At 69.1% G+C, this 16,511-nt stretch carries 13 protein-coding genes and 1 pseudogene; 4 read left to right on the top strand and 10 right to left on the bottom strand.

Going from position 1 to position 16,511, the window contains the following annotated elements; all coding sequences use genetic code 11:
- The first annotated feature begins 14 nt into the window (after window positions 1-14).
- Window positions 15-707 carry a TetR/AcrR family transcriptional regulator gene (locus AB5J50_RS49610; RefSeq protein ID WP_369265075.1) on the top strand — a complete coding sequence of 231 codons (693 nt, stop codon included), beginning with the start codon at window positions 15-17 and terminating at the stop codon, window positions 705-707.
- A gap of 66 nt (window positions 708-773) precedes the next feature.
- On the opposite strand, the gene AB5J50_RS49615 is transcribed toward AB5J50_RS49610, so the two are convergent.
- Window positions 774-1,937: a hypothetical protein gene (locus tag AB5J50_RS49615; RefSeq protein ID WP_369265076.1), complete on the bottom strand. Its 1,164-nt coding sequence runs from the start codon at window positions 1,935-1,937 to the stop codon at window positions 774-776.
- A gap of 540 nt (window positions 1,938-2,477) precedes the next feature.
- A complete protein-coding gene (locus AB5J50_RS49620) occupies window positions 2,478-3,701 on the bottom strand; it encodes an RNA-guided endonuclease InsQ/TnpB family protein (RefSeq protein WP_369265077.1) in 1,224 nt (407 codons plus the stop codon).
- 26 nt (window positions 3,702-3,727) lie between these two features.
- On the opposite strand from AB5J50_RS49620, the pseudogene tnpA reads away from it, so the two are divergent.
- A pseudogene (tnpA, locus tag AB5J50_RS49625) lies at window positions 3,728-4,143 on the top strand (IS200/IS605 family transposase).
- Here tnpA and AB5J50_RS49630 read toward each other — a convergent pair.
- From AB5J50_RS49630 to AB5J50_RS49665, 8 genes are all read right to left on the bottom strand, one after another.
- Window positions 4,065-5,168, bottom strand: a complete 1,104-nt coding sequence (locus AB5J50_RS49630) for an aldehyde dehydrogenase family protein (protein WP_369265733.1) — start codon at window positions 5,166-5,168, stop codon at window positions 4,065-4,067. The pseudogene tnpA and the gene AB5J50_RS49630 overlap by 79 nt on opposite strands.
- Window positions 5,169-5,294: 126 nt before the next feature.
- Window positions 5,295-7,289, bottom strand: coding sequence for an acetoacetate--CoA ligase (locus AB5J50_RS49635; protein WP_369265078.1), 1,995 nt, complete (start codon window positions 7,287-7,289; stop codon window positions 5,295-5,297).
- 30 nt (window positions 7,290-7,319) lie between these two features.
- Window positions 7,320-7,898: an RBBP9/YdeN family alpha/beta hydrolase gene (locus AB5J50_RS49640; protein ID WP_369265079.1), complete on the bottom strand. Its 579-nt coding sequence runs from the start codon at window positions 7,896-7,898 to the stop codon at window positions 7,320-7,322.
- Window positions 7,895-9,178, bottom strand: a complete 1,284-nt coding sequence (locus tag AB5J50_RS49645; RefSeq protein ID WP_369265080.1) for an MFS transporter — start codon at window positions 9,176-9,178, stop codon at window positions 7,895-7,897. The genes AB5J50_RS49640 and AB5J50_RS49645 overlap by 4 nt, the downstream gene beginning before the upstream one ends.
- 104 nt (window positions 9,179-9,282) lie before the next feature.
- Complete coding sequence (locus AB5J50_RS49650) at window positions 9,283-10,197, bottom strand: TauD/TfdA dioxygenase family protein (protein WP_369265081.1); 915 nt, start codon at window positions 10,195-10,197, stop codon at window positions 9,283-9,285.
- Between the two features lie 48 nt (window positions 10,198-10,245).
- Window positions 10,246-11,220 carry a quinone oxidoreductase gene (locus AB5J50_RS49655; protein ID WP_369265082.1) on the bottom strand — a complete coding sequence of 325 codons (975 nt, stop codon included), beginning with the start codon at window positions 11,218-11,220 and terminating at the stop codon, window positions 10,246-10,248.
- Between the two features lie 132 nt (window positions 11,221-11,352).
- A complete protein-coding gene (locus tag AB5J50_RS49660) occupies window positions 11,353-12,405 on the bottom strand; it encodes a 3-keto-5-aminohexanoate cleavage protein (protein WP_369265083.1) in 1,053 nt (350 codons plus the stop codon).
- Between the two features lie 338 nt (window positions 12,406-12,743).
- On the bottom strand, window positions 12,744-13,766 hold the full coding sequence (locus AB5J50_RS49665; protein WP_369265084.1) for an AraC family transcriptional regulator ligand-binding domain-containing protein: 1,023 nt from the start codon (window positions 13,764-13,766) through the stop codon (window positions 12,744-12,746).
- Between the two features lie 156 nt (window positions 13,767-13,922).
- On the opposite strand from AB5J50_RS49665, the gene AB5J50_RS49670 reads away from it, so the two are divergent.
- Together AB5J50_RS49670 and AB5J50_RS49675 are read left to right on the top strand one after the other, a co-directional pair.
- Entirely contained in the window at window positions 13,923-14,987 is a 1,065-nt protein-coding gene (locus AB5J50_RS49670; RefSeq protein WP_369265085.1) for a TauD/TfdA family dioxygenase, read from the top strand.
- Window positions 14,984-16,477, top strand: a complete 1,494-nt coding sequence (locus tag AB5J50_RS49675; protein WP_369265086.1) for a long-chain fatty acid--CoA ligase — start codon at window positions 14,984-14,986, stop codon at window positions 16,475-16,477. Before AB5J50_RS49670 ends, AB5J50_RS49675 begins: the two co-directional genes overlap by 4 nt.
- The last annotated feature ends 34 nt before the right edge of the window (window positions 16,478-16,511 follow it).

A 16,511-nucleotide genomic window follows, 5' to 3' on the forward strand; every position in this document is an offset into this window, starting at 1 on the left:
CAAGGGGCGTGGGTATGTCGGTGGCGGACCGTGACCGAACGGAATCCGGTGGCGATACGTGCCAGGCCGGGTATCACGCGCAGATCAAAGCGGAGAACCGCGCGCGCATCATCCGCGCGGCCCGCGACCTCTTCCTCGCCCGGGGATACGACAAGACCTCCCTGGCCCAGATCGCCCGGGAGGCCCGCGTCTCTACTGGCACCCTCTTCAAGCGGTACCCCTCCAAGGCTGAGCTGTTCGCGGCCGTTACCTCCGAGCAGTGGCAGCTGGACGTGCAGTATGCTGCGCCGCCGCCGCCCGGTGATCCCCGGTACGGTCTGGACCACATCGGCCGCGACTACGCCTGCCTGGTCTCGCGGCCCGGAACGGCGGCGCTGTGCCGCCTCATCATCACCGAACTTCCCCAGATGCCGGAGCTCGCCGACATCGTCGGCACCGGCTTCGCCATCGACCGCGGACCCTTCTTCGACCGGCTCCGCGACTACCTGGACGCCGAAGTACTGGCCGGCACACTCGACTTCCGTTCGGCCGACGGACAGCCACAGCAGACCTCCACAGTGGCCGAACAGTTCCTCGGCATGATCTGCGGCCAGCTCCTGTGGCCCCAACTCGTACGCACCGACTTCGTCCCGCCCGACCCCACCGACACCACGATCGTGGACGAAGCCGTCGCCCTCATGCTCACCCGCTATCGCACCCGATCCTGAACCCCGGACGCGACGGCTGCTGCCAGCCGATCGCAGAAGCGCCTGACGCAGAGTGGCGGCCCGCACCTAGCGCTGCGGGGCGGCCCTTCGCGCTGCCAAGTATTCGGACCAGTTCCCGCCGGCGAGGGTGGCCCAGCGTTCAGCTGTCTTGGGGTGAATGCCGAGCAGGTCAGCCATGACCATGGGCGGCAGATCTACCAGGGCGTCCATCATGGCGGTGTTCCGTGCAGCGCGGGCGGGCAGACCGTGGTGTCTCAAGGTGTCGGCGAGACCGAGGGGGTTGCGCGGGCGTCCAGGGCTGTGACCGGGCAAGAGGTATCTGCATCCGGCCGCGTTGCTGTGCCGGGGGCTGTACTGCAGCTGATCGTCGATGAGGCGGGCGAGCTTCGGCGGGAGCACGAAGGGGTGTTGGTTGACCGTCAGGTAGGTATGCCCCTGGTCGCGGCGAATGTGGTCGTCGGTGAGTTCGACGATGCGGGTCAGGGGGAGGGCGTAGAGGCGGACGAGAGCAGCCGCGACGCGGACCTCCAGGGGCAACTCCGGGTCGTTGAAGCAGCGCAGCAGCTCTTTTCGGTGCTCCTCCTCGGCCTGGAAGTGGCCCGGGAGTTGGGCGGCTGAGCGCTCGATGACCAGATCGGGCGGGCAGAGGCGCCGTGCAGTGCTCCAGCGGAGGAAGGGGATGGAACGGGAGCGCAGGGTCGGCCGCTCGATCGCCCAGGTGTCCAGATGCCGCTGCTGGAGCTGGGAGAGACTCAGGTGCTGGGTGCCGAGCCAGTTCAGGAAGTTGATGGTGGCAAGGACGTTGCCGCAGTCACCCTTGTGTGCGGCGTAGGTGTAACGGCCGCGGGATGAGCGTCGGCGGGCGTCGCGGATGATGTGCCACTCGGCGAACGGACGGATGAGGTTGGCGTGCCGCGCTGGCAGTTCGGCCACGGTCCGTGCGACCCAGTTGGTGAGGAGGGCGAGATTCTCATCGCGTGGCGGCAGGATGCCGGCGGTGACGAGTAGCCCACGCACGTATGTGGTGGCAGCCCGCTGCGGCAGCGTGTCGAGGGATTTGTGGTTCAGCGCTTCGGGATCGAGTGCCAAGCGGCCCAGCAGATGGGCGGCAGGGCTTCGGCGCAGCCACTGCAGGACGTGGTAGGGGTTGTCCGCTCCGGTCAGTACCGCGGCGAGGGGTTGGAGTGGCTGGGCCACGCTTGCGCCGTCCGCGGAGAGCAGATCGGTCACGCGGGCGGCCAGGGTGCAGCGGGGGCAACGGCGGCCGGAGTAGAGGTCCGCCGGCTCATCGCAGGCCGAACACCGCTCGACCGGTTCGTCGGGGAACGAGCACGCCTTGCACAGGAGAGTTCCCTCTGCCGTCTGACCGATCAGGATGCGCTGTCGGTTGCACGAGGCGCACGGTGCAGGGGTCGACAGGGCTGTTCTGTAGCAGGAGTTGCACACCGGCCCTCGCGGCCAGAAGACTTTGATCTTCGCGACCTGCCCGCACAGGGCACATGCGCACTCTTCGCGAGGACGGCACATGTCGCAGTGGAACGGTACCAGGCCACCGTTGATGTGGTGGCCTGGGCGAACCCTTTCACAGATGACGCAGGTCTTCTCGTGTCGCTTGTAGCACCGGTCGCAGGTATCCGGCCTGGAGCCGTCGGCCCGGACGACGATGGGAACGATCTGCCCGCAGACACCGCACAGGCGGGCAGGGCTGGATTGACTTGCTCCTCGGGCTGAAGCCCGGGGATTCTGGCCTTCTCGTCCGACCCTGTGCCGCTACGCGGCACGGGGTTCGGTGGAGAATCCGTGGCTTCCTGTTTCGTCGCGCTGTGCCAGGACGCGTCCTGGTCTGACCTGCGCTCCACAGGCTGTAACCGCCAGTCCGGCGGCTGTTTTCACGTTGATCGCGGCGTTGTGGTCCCGGTCATGGACCGCACCGCAGGTGGCACAGGTCCAGGTCCGTACGTGCAGGGGCTTGGGCCCGTCCTTGGCCCCGCACTGCGAGCAGGTCTGGCTGGTCGGCTCGAACCGGCCGATCTTCACCAGGGTCCGGCCGTACCTGACCGCCTTGTACTCCAGCATGTGCACGAACGCCGACCATCCGGCGTCGTGGACACTCTTGGCCAGCCTGGTGCGTGCGAGTCCTTTGACCGCCAGGTCCTCCACACCGATCGCTTGATTGTCGCGGATCAGCTGGGTGGAGAGCTGGTGGTGGAACTCCCGGCGGGCATCTGCCACTTGTGCGTGGGCGCGCGCGACCTTGAGGCGGGCTTTCTCGCGGTTCTTGGATCCCTTCTGTTTGCGGGACAGCTCCCGCTGGGCTTTCTTGAGTTTCTTCTCCGCGCGGCGCAGAAACCTGGGGGAGTCGATCTTCGTGCCGTCGGACAGGACCGCGAAGTGGGCGAGCCCCAGATCGATGCCGACCGTCTGATCCGTGTCGGGCATCCGGGCGGCGTCGGCGGCCGGGTCGGTATCGATGACGAAGGAGGCGAAGTACCGCCCGGCCGCGTCCTTGATCACGGTGACCGAAGAGGGCTGTGCGGGCAGAGTCCGTGACCACCTCACCCGCACCGCCCCGACCTTCGGCAGGTTCAGCCGTCCGTTGTCGGTGATCGACCAGCGGGCATTGGCGGTGAAGCGGATCGACTGCCGGGTGTCCTTGCGGGACTTGAACCGGGGCGCACCGGTCTTCGGGCCCTTACGTGCGCCCTTGAGGGAAGCGAAGAAGTTCTTGTAGGCGGCCTCCACGTCGCGCAGCGCCTGCTGGAGCACGACGGCGGAGACCTCGCCCAGCCAGGACCGTTGCTCGGTCCGTTTCGCCTCGGTGATCAGCCTCTTCGACAGCTCGCCCGCCTTCGGGAACGCCCCGCCCGCCCGGCGGGCGTCCTCCCGGGCACGCACCGCGTCGTTGAACACGACGCGGGCGCACCCGAACGCCTGCGCCAGCGCGGCACGCTGGCCGGAATCCGGGTACAGGCGGAAGCCGTACCGGAGCTGCATGACGGCCACGCTAGACACTTGGATCAATGGGCGGGATGCAGAAGATCAGAACTGGCCGGCACTGTGTTTTCGTGATGCATGTGCAATTGGTCTTCGTGACCAAGTTCCGGCACAAGGTGTTCACCCATGTTCATCTGACACGCGTGGAGGAGATCATGCGGTCGGTGTGCGCGGACTTCGCGTGCGAGCTGGTGGAGTTCTACGGCGAGGACAACCACGTCCACCTCCTGGTGAACTTCCCGCCCAAGGTCGCCGTCACCAACGCGTCAACTCCCTCAAGGGCGTCTCCTCCCGCCGTCTGCGCCAGGAGTTCCCCGATCTGGTGCGCCACTACTGGCGGGCCAACAAGCTGTGGTCGGGGTCCTACTTCGCCGGGACTGTGGGCGGCGCCCCGCTCTCCGTGGTCAAGCAGTACATCGAACAGCAGAACCGCCCCGTGTGAGCATCGCCCGGCTCCGCCGCGACCAGCCGTCGCGGCGCTCCGCGCCACGGGTGGAGAAACACACACCATCCGGCTCCGCCGGACCAGAATCCGCGACGCTCCGCGTCGCCATCATCAGATTCGCTTCTGCTCCGGCCTGAAGGCCGGAGCACTGCGAATGAGTCCCGGTAGCCCGTGACACGGCCGAAGTGAGCCTTGGAGACCATGGGCCCGACCTCGACGTTCTCGCCGGAGTTCGGCTCACCGGCGACCAGGGCCCGCACCTCGCCGACGAGCTGCTCGACGAACCGCTCCGCGACCGACTCGTGTACGAGTACACGGCAGGCGGCACCGCATTCCTGGCCCGAGTTCCAGAACCCGGCGACGCGCAGGGAGGATGCGGGAGCCGCCAGATCGGCATCCGAGAAGATCACGACGGGTGCCTTGCCACCGAGTTCGAGGTGCACGCGCTTGAGGGTGTCGGCGGCGGTGCGGGCGACGGCACGGCCGCTGTTGACCGAACCGGTCAGGGCGATCATGTTCACGTCCGGGTGTTCGGCGAGTCGGGCTCCGGCTACCGCGCCGTACCCGTTCACCACGTTCAGCACTCCGGGCGGCAGGAGATCGGCGACGAGTTCGGCGAACTTCAGGGTGGTCAGCGGAGTCTGTTCCGACGGCTTGATGACCAGGGTGTTGCCAGCGGCGAGAATGGGCGCGATCTTCCAGGCCGCCATGAGCAGGGGATAGTTCCAGGGGGTGATCACGCCGATCACCCCGAGCGGCTCACGCAGAATGACCGACAGGCGGTTCTCGGCGTAGTCGCCGGCGGCCATGGAGGTGGTCGCGCGCATCGGACCGGCCATGAAGCGGAAGGTGTCGATGGTCATGCCGACGTCGTCCCGTGACACCGCGAGCGGCTTTCCGGTGTTCGCCGACTCCAGCCTGCTCAGGAGCTCGGTGTTCTGGGCCAACCGGTCGGCGATGGTGTGCAGCAGTTCCGAGCGTTCCTTGGGGACCAGCCGGGCCCACTGGTCCTTCGCCGCCAGCCTGGAAACACCTCCTGAACCGCAACTTTCGTCACGCCGTTCCGAGCGGACCGTTTACGCCCCTTTGACGTCCTGATGAGCTGTCAGACGTGTCGTTGGTCCGACACGGCCTGGTGGGGGGCGACCTCACCTGTCCAGTGTCGAACGGGCTGCGAAGTCCGCGAACCAGTCGAGCATCTCCGGATGGGTGACGGATCCTTCGCTGCTGACGTCACTGGCACGAGCGCCCTGCAGGATGCGCTTGACGGGGACCTCGAGCTTCTTGCCGGTGAGCGTGCGCGGGACGGCGGGGATCGGCACGATCACGTCGGGCACGTGGCGCGGGGACAAACGGCGTTTGATGGCCGTGGTGATCCGCTCGCGTAGTCCGTCGTCGAGGGCGATGCCGTCCGCGGTCACGACGAAGAGGGGCATGAAGTAGCTCCCGTCCGGCTGTTCTACGCCGATGACGAGGCTGTCGGCGACGTCGGGGAGCTGTTCGACGACGGCGTAGATGTCGGCGGAGCCCATCCGTATGCCCATGCGGTTGAGGGTGGCGTCGGAGCGGCCGGCGACGACGACCGACAGGTCTTCGTCGACGGTGACCCAGTCGCCGTGCCGCCAGACGCCGGGGTAGGTGTCGAAGTAGCTGGACCGGTAGCGGGCGCCGTCGGGGTCGCCGACGAAGTGGAGGGGCATGGACGGCAGCGGGGCGGTCACCACCAGCTCGCCCTGCTCCCTTGTCAGGGGGTTCCCGTGGGGGTCCCAGGAAGCCAGCGCCACGCCGAGCGCGGGGCACTGGATACGGCCCACGCGTACGGGCAGCAGAGCGGAACCTCCCGCGAGCACCGAGCAGAGGTCGGTACCGCCACAGATCGACTGCAGCCAGACGCTCGGTGCGAGGCGCTCGTAGACCCACTGCCAGGTGGTGGGCGGGAGGGACGATCCGGTCTGGAGGATTGAGCGCAGTCGCTGGAGACCGAACTCGGCCGCGGGATGCGTATCCGATTTCTCCACGGCGGTGAGGTAGGCCGCGCCCACACCGACCATGGTGGCGCCGGTCTGTTCGGCGATCCGCCAGGCGCCGTTGATGTCCGGAAAGGTGGGGCTGCCGTCGTACAGGATGATCGTGCTGCCGTGCAGCAGGCCGCCGACCAGGAAGTTCCAGACCATCCAGCTGGTGGAGGTGAGGAAGAGGTAGCGGTCGTCGGCACGCAGATCCACGCCCAGGCCGAGTGCCTTGAACAGTTCGACCACGATGCCGCCGTGACCTTGAACGATCCCCTTGGGTATCCCGGTGGTCCCCGACGACCACAGGATCCACAACGGGTGGTCGAAGGGCACGTCGGCGAACTCCAATGGCGATTCGGCGGCCGGCAGCGCGGACCAGGCGTGCTGTACGATCCCGGGCCGCGCCGACCAGGGCTCGGCCGGGGCGGTGAAGAGGTTGTCCACGGCGAGGATGTGACGGAGTGTGGGAAGTCCGTCCGCGAGCTCGGCGATCTCCGGGCGTCTGTCGTACGCCTTGCCGCCGTAGCGGTATCCGTCCGCGGCCACGAGGACGGCCGGCCGCGCCTGCCGCAGCCGGGCGAGCACGCTGGGCGTGCCGAAGTCCGGGGAGCACGCCGTCCACACGGCGCCGACGGCGGCGGTGGCGAGCAGGGCGACCACGGTCTGCGGAAGGTTGGGAAGGTATCCGGCCACACAGTCGCCGGGCCCCACGCCCAGGCGGCGCAGGGCCGCCGCGACGTCCGTGACCTGGCGGTGCAGTTCCTGCCACGAGGTCTCCACGGGAGTGCCGCCCTCGGCCACGCTGACCAGCGCCGGGCGGGCGTCCGTGGCCTGGGCGAAGCACCGCTCGGCGAAGTTCAGCCGGGCGCCGGGAAACCAGACGGCGCCCGGCATCGACGCATCGCTCAGCACCTCGTCGTACTGGGTGACCGTGTCCAGCCCGTAGAACTCCCACACCGCCGACCAGAAGCCGGGCAGGTCGGTGGAGCTCCACCGCCACAGTTCGGCGTAGTCGGAGAAGTGCAGCCCCCGCACCTCGCTCACCCATTCCATGAAGCACGCGACGTTGGAGTCCTCCAACTCACGGCGACCGGGAGACCACAGCAGGTCGGTGTCCATGTCGGTGTTCATCGTTGCCTTTCGCGGGGGCTGCACGGAGGGTCAGTCGAGCTCGAGTTCGCGGAGCAGTTCCTCCGCGCGCGGCCACGGGCCGTAGCCGGACGCGGGGTTGAGGTGGCCGACCTCGCCGAGTTCCACCAGGCGGCCGGCCCAGTTCCGGGCCAGCTCGGCGACGCGCTCGACGCTGCCCAGGGGGTCGTTCGAGCTGGCCGCGACGATGCTGGGGAAGGGCAGCGGCGACCGGGGCACCGGTGTCCAGCCGTTCTCGTCGAGCACCTCGGGGGTGGGGTAGCCCTCCGGCAACGGCTTCTCGAAGTCCGGCGGCGTCACCAGCAGCGCCCCCTGCACCTGGGCCTCGTGCCACTGGGACCAGTGGACGGTGGTGATCACACCGGCGCTGTGGGCGACCAGCACCACCGATCCCGCGATCTCCGCCATCACCTTGTCCAGTGCGGCGACACGGGCCTCGCGGCTGAGCTGGTCCTGCGTCAGCGGGGGAACGATGCGGACCGTGCGCCCGGCCTTGGTGAGGCGGTCCGCCAGCAGGGTCTGCCAGTGCTCCTCGACGTGGTCGCGCAGGCCGGGGACGATCACGACCACCGGCTCGGTGGTACGGCTCATGAGGACACCTCCGTCTTCTTCGGCTCCGCGGTCGCGGCGGGTGCGGTGAGGCGGCGCAGATCGCGTTCGTACCACCTGCGGCCGATCAGGAAGGCGCCGGTGGCCGCGACCGCTACGAGCGGCACGAGCTGGAGCGCGCCGATCAGACCGAGCCGGTCCGCGAGCGCGCCGGTGACCGCGGGGCCGGGGGCCAGCCCGAGCAGGCTGTTGGCCAGCGTGAGCGTGGCGAACGCCGTCGCGGCGATGGCCGTGGGCGTCAGGTTCGCCACCATGGCGGCTCCCGGCCCGGCCGTTCCGGCGCACAGCAGGGTTCCTAGCGCCAGCACGAGAAGCTGCACCGGGCCGGCGGGCAGGCGGAACGCGGTCATCAGCAGGACGAGGGATCCCACGCTGCAGGCGATGGCGACGGCCCACTTGCGGATCGGGGCGCGTCGGCTGATCCGGTCCGAGGCGATTCCGCCGGCGATCATGCCGATTCCGATCAGCAGGGCGAAGAGTCCCGCGGTCGCACCGGCCTTCGCGGTCGGCATGTCGTAGTAGCGGTTGAAGTAGCTGGGCAGCCAGGCGATCAGGGCGCCCGCGATGAACAACTGCAGACCGCTGCCGATGTAGGCGCTGACCACCGAGACGGAGGAGAACAACCGCGGGAGGAGCACGCGGAGACGGTCCCTCGTGTGGGTGCCGGGCCCGCCCCCGGCCGGATCCGGCTGTGCCGCCAGCCTTTTCTCGGTGACCACAACGGCGTAGATGCCGGCGAGCACCAGGCCGAAGACGCCCATCGCGCCGTACGCCCAGCGCCAGCCGTACGCCTGGGCCACGGCACCACCGATCGATATGCCCAGGACCGAGCCGAAGGCCCCGCCGGCGATGAAGGCCCCGGAGAGCGTCGCCCGCAGGGCGCGCGGGAAGACGCTGAGGACCACGGCGATGCCGACACTGCCGTACGCGGCCTCACCGATGCCGACGAAGAGCCGGCCGATGAACATCTGGCCGTAGCTCGCCGCCACCGCGCAGCCGAGCGTCGCCAGGCTCCACATCGTGGCCGCGATGACCAGGGATCTCACCCTGCCCCATCGGTCGGCCAGCAGCGAGAGGGGGAAGGTGAGCAGACCGACCATCAGCGCCACGATGCCGCTGAGGGAGCCCAGCTGGGCGTCCGAGAGCAGCCAGTCGGCCTTCAGCATCGGGAAGACAGCGTTGAGGACCTGCCGGGACATGTAGTCCGAGAGCAGGAGTCCAAAACTCAGTGCAAAGACGACCCAGGCGTAGCGCCGGGACACGGGCCACTCCGAGGAACCGGAACCGGTTCTGCTCAGGGCGGGTTCCGCAGTGGTGAGAAACCCCATTGTCATCACCTCAACTGCTCTTGACGGAAAGGGAAGGGTCAGAACGGTCTGTCGCCGACGATCCCGGCGCGCTCCATCCGGCGGACGGCGGGCCAGTAGTCCTGGACGGCGTAGTGCTGGGTGGAGCGGTTGTCCCAGATGGCGACGCTGTTCGGCGTCCAGCGCCAGCGCACCTGGTACTCGGGGACCGCGGCCTGGCTGATCAGGTAGTTCAGCAGGAGGCCCGCGCCGGGTGCGAAGTCCTGTCCGAAGCGCACGTTCCCGGGCGTGTGGTAGTTGACGAAGTGCGTGGTGAAGGCGTTGACGAAGAGGATCTGTTCGCCGGTCTCGGGGTGGGTGCGCACCGCCGGGTGCTCCGCGTCGGGGAACTGCGCCTTGAGCGCGTGGCGCTTCTCCTGAGGCATGACGGCGCCGAAGGTGGCCTCGATGCTGTGCCGGGCCCGCAGCCCCTGGATCTGCGTCTTGATGTGTTCCGGCAGCCGGCGGTGGGCCTCCGCCATGTTGACCCAGATCGTGTCGCCGCCCACCGGGGGCGATTCGACGCAGCGCAGCACGGCGCCCATGGACGGGTTCTCACGCCAGGTGCCGTCGGTGTGCAGCGCGTTCTCGTAGTGCTCCGGCGCACTGTCCAGGTCCTTGTAGATACGGACGAGGCCGGGGTGGTCGGGGTCGCTGCCGGCCACCGGGTGGTCCTCCAGCGGGCCGAAGCGCTCGGCGAAGGCGACGTGTTCGGCCCGCGTGATGTCCTGGTCCCGCAGGAACAGAACCTTGTACTGCAGGAGTAGGGCCTTGATCTCGGCGAACAGGTCGTCGTCGCGTGAGGCGTCGCCGAGGTTCACGCCGGCGAGTTCTGCGCCGATGGTGCAGGTCAGCGGTTCGACCTTGATCGAGCCGCGGGAGTGGGCGCGCACCAACGCGGGCGCGCCCTCCGGCGGGGCGAGAGTCTTTTCCATGGTGCTTCCTCCTGGAGAGGGTGGTGGTGCGCGTGATCCCGCAGGGGCTCAGAGGACGAAGACGGACGATCCTGTGGTCCGCCCCGCCTCCAGCTCGCGGTGTGCCTGTACGGCGTCCTCGAGCGCGTAGCGCTGGTTGATCTCGATGGCGATGCGTCCGGAGGCGACGTGGTCGAAGAGCTCGCCCGCCAGCTCGGCCCGCTCCGCGGGGTCGGCGATGTAGTCGGCGAGCGCGGGCCGGGTGACGAACAGGGAGCCGCTGACGGCCAGTTGCATGGCGTCGATGGGCGGGACGGGCCCGGAGGCCGTACCGAAGCAGACCAGCAGACCGCGGCGCCGGAGCGAGGCGAGCGAGGCGGCATAGGTGGTCTTGCCGACGCTGTCGAAGGCGACCGGGACCCCGGCGCCGTCGGTCAGTTCGCGCACCCGCTCGGCCACGTTCTCGCGCCGGTAGTGGATGACGTGGTCGCAGCCGTGGGCGCGGGCGAGCTCGGCCTTCTCTTCGGTGGAGACGGTGCCGATGACGGTCAGCCCGAGCAGCTTGGCCCACTGGCAGACGATGAGGCCGACGCCGCCCGCCGCCGCGGTCAGCAGGATCGTGTCCCCGGCCTTCAGCGGGTGGATCCTGCGCAACAGGTAGGCGGAGGTGAGCCCGCGCATGGTCATCGCGGCGGCGGTCTCGAAGCCTATGGCGTCCGGCAGCCGGATCAGGGAGTCGGCGGGCATGACCCGTTCCGTGCTGTAGGCACCGAGTGGGCTTCCGGTGTACGTGACCCGGTCGCCCGCGGCGATGCGGGTGACGCCCTCGCCCACCGCCTCGACGACACCTGCGGCTTCGACGCCCAGTCCGGCGGGCAGCTGCGCGGGGTACAGGCCGCTGCGGAAGTAGGTGTCGGCGAAGTTGAGTCCGACGGCTTCGTGCCGGATCCGTACCTCGCCCGGTCCGGGGTCGCCGACGACGACCTCTTCCCAGCGCAGGACGTCGGGACCGCCGGTCTCCTTGAAGCGGATGGCGTGAGCCATGGGTGTTCTCCGGTGTTCGTGGGAGGTGAGGAGGAGAGGAGGGGGCCGCCGGTGCCGGGGGATGTGGTCCCGGCGGCCCCGTGGGTGCGCGCGGATGCGCGGTGGTCCCGCGCCGTGATCAGACGTCGTGGATCAGACGTCGCGCAGCATGAAGCCGCGCTGACCGGGACGGCGGTTCGGCACCATGCCGAGGCGGGCCAGCGTCTCGTCGGCGCCGGAGTAGTACTCGCCGAGCTTGTAGATCCTCTTCGCCTCGGCGCCGGTCGCGATGTCGCGGCCGAGCGCCTCGGAGATCCGCACCATCTGCTCGACCTGCTCGACGGTGGTCATGCGCTCGCCCTTGCGCCGCCACAGGTTGTCCTCGTTGCCTACGCGTACGTGCACGCCGAGTGCGATGCCGATCGCGTTCATCGGCGCCACGGCGCGCATGGAGCTCTCCATGGTGAGGACGGCGCCGTCCGGAGTGCGGCGGACGAACTCGATCAGGTCGGCGGGGTGACGACCCGCGAAACCGCCGCCGATGGCCACGTAGTTGAGGATCAGCGGACCGGTGTAGACGCCGGCCCGGATGAGCCGCTCCACGGTTTCGAGCTGGGCCAGCGTGGCGAGCTGGAAGTGCGGCTGGATGCCGTTCGCGTGCAGGCGCTTGAGGTGCTCCAGGTAGAAGTCGGGGCCCGCCTCGACGACCATGTCGCGGTACGCCTTGTAGTACTCGGGCTTCGCGATCGAGGTGCCCTCCAGGTCGTCGTCGGTCATGATCTCGACGATGTTCATCTGGCTGGTGTTGATCGCGATCGTCACCTGGTCCGGCGCGGGGGTGAGGTCGGCGAGCAGGTGGCGGGTGTCGTAGCTCAGCCACTTCGCCTCGCTGCCCTCGTCCTCCGGGGCGAACGAGATCGAGCCGCCGATCTGCAGGACCATGTCCGGCACGGCCTGCCGCAGCCGGCCCAGCAGCTCGTTGAACATGGACATCCGCTTGGAGCCCTTGCCGTCGAGCTCACGTACGTGGATGTGGAGCACGGTGGCGCCGGCGTTGTAGCAGTCGACGGCTGCCTGGACGTGCTCGTCCATCGTCAGAGGAAGGTCGTCGGCGTCCCCGGGCAGCCACTCCGGCCCGTAGGGAGCGGCCTGGATCACCAGCTTTTCCTGGTTCTCCGGGAAGAGTGAGTCGTCGTGGAAGTGCACGGTCCGTCTCCTTTGTGCGATCGGTGATCACTCGCCTGGAACATCGCCGTGTGCGATGCGAGGACATGAGATGTCCGGCGAGGATCTATGCGGGTCACCGGGGACAGCGGGCGCATGGCGGCCCGGGTAGGCTCGACCGGTCCGGAGGGGACGTGCACAGGGGGAGTACCACGGCTCTCCTCCGGCGGCCGACCGCGTCTCTGCGGTGCTGCCAAGGTAGGGGCGACCACCCGTGATCGCTTGACTCACGGGGACGAATAACTTGTCATTTGGGGACATCGTTCAGTCATGCCGAATGAGCCGGCACGACCGGGGTCGAGTCCGTCCCGCCCGCGGTATCAGTCCTGACCGGGGAGTTGCTGCCGGCTCCGGCCGCTGCGCCAAGCCCTTGGGCTGCACCCGAACTGCTCACGGAACCAGCGCGAGAACGCGCTCAGCGACGAGAAGCCCAGCAGGTCGGAGATCTCCGTCAGCGAGCGCCGCGGGTTCGCGACGAACTGCTCCGCGAGGTGCATGCGGGTGGCGTTGAGGAGCGAGGAGAACGTCTCGCCCGAAGCGGCCAGGTGCCGGTGAACGGTGCGCCGGTCGACGCCCAGGCTGCGCGCGACCTGCTCGATCGAGCAGCGTCCGCTCGGCAGCAGGACCTCGATGAGTTCACGCACCCGGTCCGCGGCGGTGGTGTCCTTGGGGACCGCGATCGCCTCGAAGTACTGGCGGGCGTACTCCCGCAGCAGCGGGTCCGCCATCGCGTTGGGCGCATCGAGGACGTCGGCGTAGAAGACGATGCCGTCGAACTCGCGGCCGAACTCCACCATGGGGCCGAACACGCGCCGGTGCGTCGCGGCGTCCGCAGGGGCAGGGTGCCTGAACCATACGGAGAGCGGCTGCCACCCAGGGTGCAGGAATGCCCGCAGGATCCGGTGGTAGGCGGCGACGGCCAACTCCGTGGCCTGCCGGGTCTCCATTGCCTCGCCGAGCCTCAGGCCGACCTTCAACGTCGCCAGTCCGTCCCGCTCGGACAGCTCGGTGTGCAGGACTTCGTTGTACATGTACTGATGACGGATCAGCAGCCCCAGTGCGCTTCGCACGTCGGGTTCCTCGCGGACGACCAGACTGATGGGGCCGAGATTGGAGAAGCGCCGGAACTCCGCCATGAGCACGCCGAAGTCCTCGTGGCCCGAAGCTGCCGCCGACAGTTCCAGCACCTGGACCGCGGCCGCACCGGAGATCCAGTGGTCCTGGACTGCGAGGGCGGCGGTGTCCAGGCCGACGCCCCTCATCAGAGGCTGCGGGTCCATGCCGAGCGAGCGGCACAGCTCGACATAGCCGCTGAGGGCGGCGGTGCGGACCAAGGGCCTCATGGGCACGCTCCAAGACTGTCCCGAAATGAAAAGTCTCATGTCACGCCAGGACAAGCAAGGCGGGGAGGGGCAACCTAGCATGGCGCCGTTCACCGGCCCGGCCCGCTCGTGGCGACCGCTCCGGGCCGGTGAGCACGTGATCGTACGGAGGTGCACATGACCGCTATGACGGACGCAGGTGAGGCGCTGCACCCGCCCTGCTCGGGCCCCTCGGTGTGGCGTGGCGGAGATCTGGCGGACCGCGAGGAGTGGATCCTGCGGTTCTCGTCGCGCCGGCTCGCCGAGATCGACTCCGCCCTGCGGGAGGCGCGCAGGCGCGACCTCACGCTGCTGAAACTGACGGCCGCCGACTTCCCGATCCCCACACTCGCCGGTGAACTGCGACGCATCGCCCAAGTACTGGAGCACGGACGGGGGTTCGCGCTCGTCAAAGGCCTCCGGGTCGAGCAGCTGGGCGGGCCGGCCGCGAGCACGGTCTTCTGGGGCCTCGGTCAGTACCTGGGGCGTCCGGTCCCGCAGAACGCGGACGGGCACATACTCGGCCACGTCCGGGACACCGGCCGCACCCTGACCGATCCGGCGACGCGCGGCTACCAGACCCGGGCGGCGCTGCCGTTCCACACCGACGGGGCCGATCTGCTCGCACTGCTGTGCCTGCGCACGCCCCGTGCCGGTGGGCGGACCTCCCTGGTCAGCTCGGCGGCGGTCCACAACGCGGTGCTGGACCTCCGGCCCGATCTGGCGAAGCGCCTGTACCGCACGTACTACTTCGACCGTCGACAGGAACATCCTCCCGAGGAGCCGCCGTACGCGGACGCCCCGCTCGCCGCCCGGCCGGGAGGCGCACTGAGCATGCGCTACAACCGGTGCTATCTGGAATCCGCCCAGCGCTTCCCCCAGGTGCCCCGCCTGGAACCGGCCGACCTGGAGCTGTTCGACCTCATGGACGAAGTGGCGGGCTCCCCGGAGTTCCGGCTGGACATCGACCTCGAGGCCGGCGATCTGCTGCTGCTCAACACTCACACGATCATGCACGCGCGATCGGAGTTCGAGGACCACGATCAGCCCGAACTCAAGCGTCATCTACTGCGGCTGTGGCTGGCCCTGCCGCACCGCCCCCGAAGCGACGGCGCTCGCGACGGGGTCACCCCTCGCGATGTGATCCGCCCTCGGAATGCAGCGTCGCAGGCCGAGACGAACCCACGGAGATTGCCGACATGACCAACCTCGCCACGTTCCTGGTGGACTCCGCCGCGGCCCAGGGCGATCGCATCGCCGTGCGCCACGACGACAGCACGATCACCTACGCCCAACTGGACGACGCGAGCGCCAGAGTCGCCGCCCTCCTGCGCGACCGCGGCGTCCAGCCCGGCGACCGCGTCGCGCTGACCATGCCCAACGTGCCGCTGTTCCCGGTCGTCTACTACGGCATCCTGCGGGCCGGCGGCGTGGTCGTGCCGATGAATCCGCTCCTCAAGGCCCGCGAGGTGGCCTTCACCCTCCGCGACTGCGGGGCACGGATCGCGCTGGTGTTCCCCCTGTTCGCGGACGAGGTGGCGAAGGCCGCCGCCGGGACCGGAACCGAATACCTGGTGACCGAGCCCACGGCATTCCACGACCTGCTGCGGGCCCACGAACCGATGTCCGGCATCGTCGACCGGACCGATGACGACCCGGCCCTCATCCTCTACACCTCGGGCACGACCGGGACGCCGAAGGGCGCCGAACTGTCCCACCGGAACCTGGCCACCAACACCGCCACCGCGGCCGGGACACTGCTCCAGGTCGGGCCCGACGACGTGCTCTTCGGCGGCCTGCCCCTCTTCCACGCCTTCGGCCAGACCTGCGCACTCAACACGGCCGTCGCCGCAGGCGCCACACTGACCCTGCTGCCGCGGTTCGAGCCGCGGCGCGCCCTGGAGATCATGGCCCGCGACGGGGTCACCGTGTTCCTCGGCGTGCCGACGATGTACGCGGCGCTGCTCCACGCCGAGCTCCCCGAAGGCTTCGACGCCGGCCGGCTGCGCCTGGCAGTCTCCGGCGGCGCCTCGCTTCCGGTCGAGGTGCTGCACGGCTTCGAGCGGCGCTTCGGCGCCACGGTGCTGGAGGGGTACGGACTCTCCGAGACCTCACCGGTCGCCGCATTCAACCACCCCGACCGCCCGCGCAAGGCGGGCTCGATCGGGCAGCCCATCCGCGGGGTCGAGATGAAGCTCGTCGCCGAGGACGGCGGCGCGGTGCCCCAGGGCGAGGTCGGCGAGATCGCGATCCGCGGCGAGAACGTGATGACCGGCTACTGGAACCGCCCCGAGGCCACCGAGGAAGCGATCCGTGACGGATGGTTCCACAGCGGCGACCTGGCGCGCGTCGACGAGGACGGCTTCTACTTCATCGTCGACCGCAAAAAGGATCTGATCATCCGCGGCGGCTACAACGTTTACCCACGTGAGGTCGAAGAGGTGCTGTACGAGCACCCGGCCGTCGCCGAAGCCGCCGTGGTCGGCGTGCCGCACCCGGTCCACGGCGAGGAGATCGCAGCGGTGATCACGCTCCGGCCCGGCGCCCGGGCCACGGCCGAGGAGATCCGCGTCCACGTCAGGGACCGGGTGGCGGCGTACAAGTACCCCCGGATCGTCACCTTCACGACCGAGCTCCCCAAAGGCCCCACCGGCAAGATCCTCAAGCGCGAGATCGTGGTCACCGATCGGTGAAGCACGTGCCGGAGTCCTTGTGTCAGGGGCGCAC

It is taken from the genome of Streptomyces sp. R35 (genome assembly GCF_041053035.1).
GTDB classification, from domain to species: Bacteria; Actinomycetota; Actinomycetes; order Streptomycetales; family Streptomycetaceae; genus Streptomyces; species Streptomyces lutosisoli.